Annotated in this window: 7 protein-coding genes; all 7 read right to left on the bottom strand. The window is 68.3% G+C overall.

Annotated features, from left to right (window positions below):
- The coding region (gene ileS / locus I0Q12_RS20730; RefSeq protein ID WP_307846379.1) for an isoleucine--tRNA ligase at positions 1-2,544 on the bottom strand (2,544 nt) is incomplete at its 3' end.
- Positions 2,545-2,859: 315 nt separating this feature from the next.
- Complete coding sequence (locus tag I0Q12_RS20725; protein WP_197254175.1) at positions 2,860-3,081, bottom strand: hypothetical protein; 222 nt, start codon at positions 3,079-3,081, stop codon at positions 2,860-2,862.
- A gap of 43 nt (positions 3,082-3,124) precedes the next feature.
- Entirely contained in the window at positions 3,125-3,976 is an 852-nt protein-coding gene (locus tag I0Q12_RS20720) for a DivIVA domain-containing protein (RefSeq protein WP_197254173.1), read from the bottom strand.
- Positions 3,977-4,231: 255 nt separating this feature from the next.
- On the bottom strand, positions 4,232-4,522 hold the full coding sequence (locus tag I0Q12_RS20715) for a YggT family protein (RefSeq protein WP_072813817.1): 291 nt from the start codon (positions 4,520-4,522) through the stop codon (positions 4,232-4,234).
- Between the two features lie 111 nt (positions 4,523-4,633).
- Positions 4,634-5,305: a cell division protein SepF gene (locus tag I0Q12_RS20710; protein WP_197254171.1), complete on the bottom strand. Its 672-nt coding sequence runs from the start codon at positions 5,303-5,305 to the stop codon at positions 4,634-4,636.
- 32 nt (positions 5,306-5,337) lie between these two features.
- Positions 5,338-6,078 (bottom strand): YggS family pyridoxal phosphate-dependent enzyme, encoded by a 741-nt coding sequence (locus tag I0Q12_RS20705; protein ID WP_197254170.1) that lies wholly within the window; start codon positions 6,076-6,078, stop codon positions 5,338-5,340.
- On the bottom strand, positions 6,075-6,675 hold a 601-nt coding region (gene pgeF, locus I0Q12_RS20700), incomplete at its 5' end, for a peptidoglycan editing factor PgeF (RefSeq protein WP_197254168.1). The genes I0Q12_RS20705 and pgeF, both read right to left, overlap by 4 nt.

The raw sequence follows: 6,675 nt of genomic DNA, 5'->3' as shown, positions 1-6,675 counted from the left end.
GTGCTGGGCCTTGCGCAGCGACAGGACGGTCGAGCACACCGCCCGCACCTCGTCCATCGCGGCGACGAGTTCGGGGTCGGCAGGGATGTCGCCGGCCTCGGGCCAGTCCGCGAGATGGACCGAGCGGCCACCGGTCAGGCCACGCCAGATCACCTCCGACGCCATCGGCAGCAGCGGCGCCGCGAGGCGGGTGACGACCTCGAGGACGGTGTGCAGGGTGTCGATCGCGTCGGTGTCCTCGTCCCAGAACCGGTTCCGGGAACGTCGCACGTACCAGTTGGTCAGGGCGTCGCAGAACGTGCGCAGTTCGTCGCACGCACCGGCGATGTCGACCACCTCGAGTGCCTCGGTGATCACGTCGCGGGTCTCGGCCAGCTTGGCGAGGATGTACCGGTCGAGCACGTGCGGCGAATCGGTGCGCCACGTGCCCGGCTTCGACGCGTACAGCTGCAGGAAGCTCCACGCGTTCCACAGCGGGAGCAGCGCCTGCCGCACGCCCTCCCGGATGCCCTGCTCGGTGACGACGAGGTTGCCGCCGCGCAGGATCGGGGAGGACATGAGGAACCAGCGCATCGCGTCGGAGCCGTCGCGCGCGAACACCTCGTTGACGTCCGGGTAGTTGCCCTTGGACTTGCTCATCTTCAGGCCGTCGTCACCGAGGACGATGCCGTGCGCGGCGACGCACTTGAAGGCGGGCCGGTCGAACAGCGCGGTCGCGAGCACGTGCAGCGTGTAGAACCAGCCGCGGGTCTGCCCGTTGTACTCGACGATGAAATCGCCCGGGTAGTGCGTCTCGAACCAGTCCTGGTTCTCGAACGGGTAGTGCACCTGCGCGAACGGCATGGACCCGGATTCGAACCAGCAGTCGAGCACCTCGGGCACGCGGCGCATCGTCGAACGGCCCGTCGGGTCGTCCGGGTTGGGTCGCGTGAGCTGGTCGATCATCGGCCGGTGCAGATCGTCCGGGCGCACCCCGAAGTCCGCCTCGAGCTCGTCGAGCGAGCCGTACACGTCGACGCGCGGGTAGGCGGGATCGTCCGACACCCACACCGGGATGGGGCTGCCCCAGTAGCGGTTGCGGCTGATGTTCCAGTCGCGGGCACCTTCGAGCCACTTGCCGAACTGGCCGTCACGGATGTGCTCGGGCACCCACGTGATCTCCTGGTTCAGCTCGACCATGCGGTCGCGGAACCGGGTGACGGCGACGAACCACGACGGCACCGCCATGTAGATCAGCGGCTGGCCGGAACGCCACGAGTGCGGGTAGGAGTGCTCGATGGTCTCGTGCCGCAGCAGCTTGCCGGCGGCCTTGAGGTCCTTGATGATCACCGGGTTCGCGTCGAAGACCTGCAGGCCCTCGTACGGCGGCACCATCGAGGTGAACTTGCCGCCCGGATCCAGCGGCTGCACCAGCTCGATGCCGTTGCGCTGGCAGTACTCCATGTCCTCCTCACCGAAGGCGGGAGCCATGTGCACGATGCCGGTGCCGGACTCGGTGGTGACGTAGTCGGCGGCGATCACCTGGTGCGCGTTGTCACGGCCGGTGAAGAAGTCGAACGGCGGCTCGTAGGCGAGGCCGACCAGGTCGGCGCCGGTGTACTCGGCGAGCACTTCCGGTTCGTCGCCCAGTTCGCGGGCGTAGTGGCCCACGCGGTCCTTGGCCAGCAGGTAGGTCTTCGATTCGGTCTCGCCGGCCACCCGCACCGCGACGTAGGTGATCTCCGGGTGCACCGCGATCGCGAGGTTCGACGGCAGCGTCCACGGGGTGGTGGTCCAGATCAGGGCGTTGGCGCCGTCGAGTTCGGTGCCGGGGGCGCGCAGCACCATGTCGACGGTGACGGCCGGGTCCTGACGCATCTTGTAGGCGTCGTCGAGCCGGGTCTCCTGGTTGGACAGCGGCGTCTGCTCGTACCACGAGTACGGCAGCACCCGGAAGCCCTGGTAGATCAGGCCCTTGTCGTACAGGGACTTGAAGGCCCACATGACGGACTCCATGAAGTCCAGGTCCAGGGTCTTGTAGTCGTTGTCGAAGTCGACCCAGCGGGCCTGCCGGGTGACGTAGTCGCGCCACTCCCCCGTGTACCGCAGCACCGACTGCTTGCAGTACGCGTTGAACTCGGCCAGGCCCATCGTGTCGATCTCGGACTTGTCCTTGATTCCGAGCTGCTTCTCGGCCTCGAGCTCGGCGGGCAGGCCGTGGCAGTCCCAGCCGAAGCGGCGGTCCACCTTCTTGCCGCGCATCGTCTGGAAGCGCGGTACCAGATCCTTGACGTAGCCGGTGAGCAGGTGTCCGTAGTGCGGCAGGCCGTTCGCGAACGGCGGGCCGTCGTAGAAGACGAACTCCTCGGCACCCTCGCGCTGCGCGAGCGATGCCCGGAACGTGTCGTCCTCCGCCCAGCGGGCGAGAACGCGCTGCTCGAGATCGGGGAAATCGACGCCCGAATCCTTCGCGACGCCGTAGTCGACGCGCGGGTATCCGCCTGCCGGGGTCGGTGCGTCTGCGCTGGGTGCAGCGTTGCCGGTCGCTGCGGGATTCTCGGTCACTGCGGGGGCTCCTCCGTGCCTGGACGTGCTCGGCACGGGGACGATCACCGCGCACTGTGCGCTGCGACCGCGGTACCACCCCGCTTGCACCGCCCGGTCGGGACCGGACGGGCCACTCGTGCAGGCTGTGACGGGCCCACCCGTTCGGTTCTACTGAGTTGCCCCGCCGGTGGCGGGCCAACCGTTCTTCCGAAGGCTCCCCGGTGATGGCCGGATCGTCGCCGTCCCGGACGTGCCGGGGTTTCGTCCATCCCGGTGGAACCGGGATTCATCCACCCCGGTGGAACCGGGATTCATCCATTGTAGGACGTGCGGTCAGTCGGTTCGATCACGGTCGCTGTCGCGCCGCCGCGACCGTCGATCGGTGGGCGCGGCGGGAGCGGTACGCGAACTGGTCAGCAGACTGACCAGGAGCAGGACCGCTCCCACCACACACACCACGATGCAGGCCCAGGCCCAGGCGACCGACCCCGTCATCAGCGCGATGACCAGCAGGCCGAATCCGATGGCCGCGAGAACGAGAGTCACCACGAGCACGTCGAATCCTCATCCGACGTCCGGCACCAGGCCCGGTGCTCGATCAGTTGCCGCCCTTGGCGAACGAGGTGGAACCGAACGACGACGAGTTCGACCCGTTGAACGTGTCCTCGTCACCGTCGACCGGCACCGCCGAGCCACGCTGCTCGAGCTCCTCGAGCTGCGACTCCAGGTACGACTTCAGGCGCACGCGGTACTCGCGCTCGAACGTCTTGAGCCGCTCGATACGACCCTCGAGCACCGAACGCTGCTGGTTGATGGTCGCCATGATCTCGGTGTGCTTCTTCTCCGCGTCCGCCTGCAACGCGTCGGCCTTCTCCTTCGCCTGACGCAGCTGGGTCTCGGAGCGGGTGCGGGCGTCGGCGAGCATCGCCTCGGACTTCTGGCGCGCGTCGGCGATCATCGCCTCGCTGCGGGTCCGCGCATCCGACACCAGCTGCTCGGAGTTGGTTCGGGCGTTGCGCACGAGTTCCTCGGCCTCGGCCTTGGCGTCGCTGGTGAGCCGGTCCGCCATCTCCTGCGCGAGACCGATCACCTTGGCGGCCTGCATGCTGGAGTCGCCGGCCGGGGCGGCAGCCACGGGAGCCGGTGCGGGAGCGGGCGCCGGAACCGGGGCCGGTTCCGGCTTCGGAGTCTCCACGACTCGCGCGGGTTCCGGTTTCGCGGCTGCGGACGGCACCTGCCCACCCGAGCGCGCGCTCTTCTTCGCCTCGGCAAGTTCCTGGTCGAGCTCAGCCACCCGCTGGCGCAGGTCGGCGTTCTCCTCGATGAGGGTCGTCAGCTCCTGCTCGACGAGGTCGAGGAAAGCATCGACCTCGTCCTCGTTGTAACCACGCTTCCCGATCGGAGGCTTGCTGAACGCGACATTGTGCACATCAGCTGGTGTCAGCGGCATGGAAGGGTCCCTTCACGCGTCGTGTAAGCGGTCAATCAGCGTTCAGCGATATCCACATTCGTGTCGAAATCGACAATCAGGTCGATATGCGCAGTCGTGTGTATATCCGCAGTTCCGTCGGTTTCGACGACCCTGCCGAAAGCACAGTGTTGTCGATACCTGCAATGCGTCACGCGTATCGACCCCACTGTATATGGCATTCCATTCTGGCACAGAGCAGCGTCGGCGCAGCCTGTGCAACGCGGGTGTCGGCCATCAGGCCATGCCTCCGCGCGGGATGAACGCCATCAGGAAATAGACGATGAACAGCAGGACCATGATCGACAGATCGAGCCGCACGCCCCCCAGGGAAAGCGGGGGAATCAGTCGCCGGAGCAGCTTCACGGGCGGATCCGTGACCGTGAAGATCGCTTCGAGTACGACGACGACGAAACCGGTCGGTTTCCAGTCCCGGGCGAAGGTTCGGATGAACTCGACGATGATTCGCCCGATCAACAGGAGCCAGAAAATGAAGAGCAGGAACCAGAGCACCTCGAATACGGCCACCCGCCCACTCTGCCCGACGAAGACGGATCCATCAAAACCGAAACGCCCGGGGCACGGTGATCTGCACCGTGCGCCGGGCGTTTCGCAGACCGGGGTCCGCCTCGCCGACGGTCACTGCTGGCTGTAGAAGCCCGTCTCGGCGATGCGCCGGCGCTCCTCGGCGGAAACGTCGATGTCGGCCGGCGACAGCAGGAACACCTTCGTGGCGACCTTGTCGAACGAGCCGCGCAGCGCGAACGCCAGCCCGGCCGCGAAGTCGACGAGTCGCTTCGCGTCGGCGTTGCTCATCTCGACGAGATCCATGATGACCGGGGTGCCGTCTCGGAACCGCTCCCCGATGGTGCGGGCCTCGCTGTAGTCGCGCGGGCGCAGAGTGGTGATCTTCGACAACGGGCCTCCCTCGTCGAACAGGGCACCGCGGCGCGCCTCGGTGCGTTCGAGTCGCGACTCCCCCGCCAGCGAGGATCGGCCGGGAGCGCGATTCGGAGCAGCAGCAGCGCGCGGTACGCGCGCGGAGATCGGCTCGACCCGTGCCGGGCGGGCCGGCGCCTCGTACCGATCGAAATCGTCCTGAGGGAAGTCGTGGACGGGCTCGTCCCGACGCGACTGTGGGTACTCGTCCCGGTGCGAGGGACCGTATCCACCGGAATACGACGGATCGTTGTACTCACGTTCGCGGTCGCGTTCACGGCGGACGCTCGCCGGATCATCGAGGTAGTCGTCCTCGTAGTCCTCGAGCGGCACCATCCCGAAGTAGGCCTTGAACTTGTGGAGTGTGCTCATCGATCGCCCTTCCCTCGCGCGGCGGTTGAAGATCAGGCTAACGGTCGTCGGCCCAACACCGCGGTTCCGACACGCACGCATGTCGAACCCCACCGAACCGCTTGCTCGAGATCACCGGACATTCCGGCCGACAGTTCGGTCGCCTCCGGGTGGTTCCGGAGGACCTGCTCGTGCAGGCGCGCGAGTTGCTCGAACGCCGCGTCGGGGTCCCAGCCGAGCGGCGGCACCCCCATCAACCCCGCCAGTTCCAGCCCGTCCGCGCCGGCCACCGCGGCCGCCAAGGCTTCCAGATCGGCCGCGACCACCCCGCCGCGCTGCGGGTCGCCGTCCAGGCTGACCTGCAGCAATACCCGGATCGGTGTGGTGCGATCACCGGACTCCTGCGCGGCGCGCGCTCCGGCCGCGACGGCGTCGGCGAGCCGGATGCTGTCGACCGAATGGATCGTGTGCGCCCACCGGGCCACCGCGCGCGCCTTGTTGCGTTGCAGGCGGCCGATCATGTGCCAGGCGACGCCGGGGTCGGTGACCGATTCACGGAACCGGGCGATCTTCGGCGTGGCCTCCTGTTCCCGGGATTCGCCGAAGGATCGGCATCCGAGTTCGTGCAGCAGGATCGCGTCGGAGGCCGGGAAGTACTTGGTCACCACCAGCAGGGCCACGTCGCCGGGCGCGCGGCCGGCGGCCCGGGCCGCCTCGTCCAGTCGGGCACACACCGCGGCGAGGGCCTCGGCGAGCTCGGCGCGCCGAGCGTCCGTGGCTCCGTCTTCGCTCATTCGGGGTGCTCCGACGGCTGTTCCTCGAGCCAGATCACCGACGCGAGCCGGCCCGTGGGGGCGGAGCGCCGGTGACTGAAGAGCATCGTGTCCTCGATGGTGCACCGCGGGTCCTCGGCGACCGCGGCGACGCCGAGCGACAGCAGCTGGCGACGCAGGCCGGCGCGCAGGTCCAGGCCGGGGGTGCCCTTCACGGTGCGGGTGGCACTGCCGGGCAGGTGCGCTTCGACGTCGTCGCGCATCGCCGCGGGAACCTCGTAGTGACGGCCGCTCGCGGCCGGTCCGAGGAACGCGCCGATCCGCTCGGGGCGCGCCCCGAGATCGACCATCGCTTCGACGACCTTGGGCACGATCCCGATGCGGGCCCCGATCCGGCCGGCGTGGGCGGCGGCGACGACGCCGGCCTCCTCGTCGGACAGCAGCACCGACACGCAGTCGGCGCTGAGGGTGACGAGGGCGAGACCGACCTCGCGGGTGACCAGCGCGTCGGTGGCGGGCACCGGGCCGTCGACCGGACCGTCCACCACGGTGACGTTGCGGCTGTGGATCTGTTCCATCCACACGAACCGCTCGAACGGCAGCCCGATCACCGACGCG

The sequence above is a fragment of the Rhodococcus sp. CX genome (assembly GCF_015865005.1).
Lineage (GTDB): Bacteria > Actinomycetota > Actinomycetes > Mycobacteriales > Mycobacteriaceae > Rhodococcus.
This window is presented reverse-complemented; position numbering and strand designations above follow the sequence as displayed.

Coding starts and splice junctions, on each gene's coding strand:
- I0Q12_RS20720 (WP_197254173.1), bottom strand. CDS start 3,976: ATGCCGCTGACACCAGCTGATGTGCACAATGTCGCGTTCAGCAAGCCT.
- I0Q12_RS20710 (WP_197254171.1), bottom strand. CDS start 5,305: ATGAGCACACTCCACAAGTTCAAGGCCTACTTCGGGATGGTGCCGCTC.
- I0Q12_RS20705 (WP_197254170.1), bottom strand. CDS start 6,078: ATGAGCGAAGACGGAGCCACGGACGCTCGGCGCGCCGAGCTCGCCGAG.